This is a genomic window from Bacteroides sp. AR20 (assembly GCF_964250605.1).
GTDB lineage: Bacteria > Bacteroidota > Bacteroidia > Bacteroidales > Bacteroidaceae > Bacteroides > Bacteroides uniformis.
The window spans coordinates 1-1,534 of the sequence record NZ_CAXUGK010000066.1 but is presented as its reverse complement, the minus strand read 5'-3'; the positions used below and the strand labels follow the sequence as shown (position 1 = coordinate 1,534).

Below are 1,534 nucleotides of genomic sequence, written 5' to 3'. Positions count from 1 at the left end.
TTATTTCAAATGAATTTTGTATGTCAGCCCTCCCGTGAAATATTTCATCCTCTGCATTTCGACCTGCACATGCAGATGCTTGAACAGCAGATAAGTGGCTCCCAAAGCAAAGTCCTTGGAGTCGTACTCCGCTATCACCCTCAACTGCGGATGGAAGGAGGGATTGTAGGTGACACCCAGTGCAAAGCCATTCAGTTTGTACTCCTTGCGGTTGTTGTAAAGGTAGGAAAGATGGACACCGATCTCCTCCTTACCCACAACGGGTATATGCTTGGAGGCGGCAATATAGAAACGGCTGTAATAGCCGTTACCTTCCGTGGTGCCTACCTGGCCGCCGCCGGAAGAAGTGAACGGGTCGGACGTCCCCAGCACGACAGCCGGCATGTATTTCCAGAACTGCCCCTCCTTCAACACACGCAGACGGGCGGAAAAGTAGCGGTCCTGGTTCGTGAATCCGCTGTACCCGTATGGCTTCAATCCCAACGCCTCCGCCTTGAAGAGCGTACACGTGTAGGCCACTTCCAGAAAGGGGAAGATGGTGACGTTCAGGAAGTAGTTGTAGGTATGATAGTACCAGGTGGGCGGTGTGAGCTCCTTGTTCAGGAAGTTGCCGCCGACCATGAAAGTCTTGTCGCGCTGCATCTCCGCAGAGGGCGCATGCAACAGCCCGGTTGTACCATACGTCAACTGGGAAAAGGCCGAAAGGGAAAGGCTGCAAAACAGAACAATAAAGAATAGCTTAAACTTCATCATCACATATAAATTCAGTCGCTGATAAAAAATGGGTTGCTTTATAACATACATCGGACATAGTACCAAAAAAAGGCGTCTGAGTCCCAGACGCCTTCATTTTTAGAGTCTATTTGTCACTTGGAGTGTATTATTCCAGGATAACTACGCGGTTCAGGAAGTTCTTACCGAACATGTTTTCAGTACCACCGAATCCTACGAGTTCAAGCTGGTCCTTGTCAACACCCTGAGCAATCAAAGCGTCGTAAACAACCTGGGCACGCTTTTCGGACAGCTTCTGGTTCCAAGAAGCGCTACCGGTAGCCTTGTCTGCATAACCTGCAACTTTGTACTTCTTGTCCGGATTAGCCTTCAGAATCTTGGCAGCCAGTTCGATGTTAACCTTGCCATAGTCGTCCAGACGGGCGCTGCCAATCTTGAAGAAGATGGCACGCGGACCGGCAACTTCAACTTCCTTGGTCACTTCCTTAACTTCAGGTTTAGCGTTGGCCAGTGCATTCTTGCAGTTAGCCAGGTCAGCCTGAGCCTGAGCCAGTTCACTTCTATATCTGTTGATTTCCGCATTGACTGCGTCTTCGTCAATCTTAGAAACCGGAACGAACTTCTTACCGCCGAAGATGTAGCTAACACCTGCGGTCAGCATACCTGTACCTTCAGCCTTGCGATGGCTGCTGATATTACCGAAAATGGACGGAGCGATGGCACCGCGAGCTTCTACGTCAATGGCCCACTTAGTGTTGATATTGAACTTCAAGCCCAAACCGGCAGAAGCGCCGATACGTGC

2 protein-coding genes are annotated in these 1,534 nt (G+C 50.1%); both read right to left on the bottom strand.

Annotation, left to right across the window (positions count from 1 at the left end; all coding sequences use genetic code 11):
• A complete protein-coding gene (locus ACESTD_RS18375) occupies window positions 1-753 on the bottom strand; it encodes a YjbH domain-containing protein (RefSeq protein ID WP_034523133.1) in 753 nt (250 codons plus the stop codon).
• Between the two features lie 127 nt (window positions 754-880).
• On the bottom strand, window positions 881-1,534 hold a 654-nt coding region (locus ACESTD_RS18370; RefSeq protein ID WP_373159098.1), incomplete at its 5' end, for an OmpA family protein.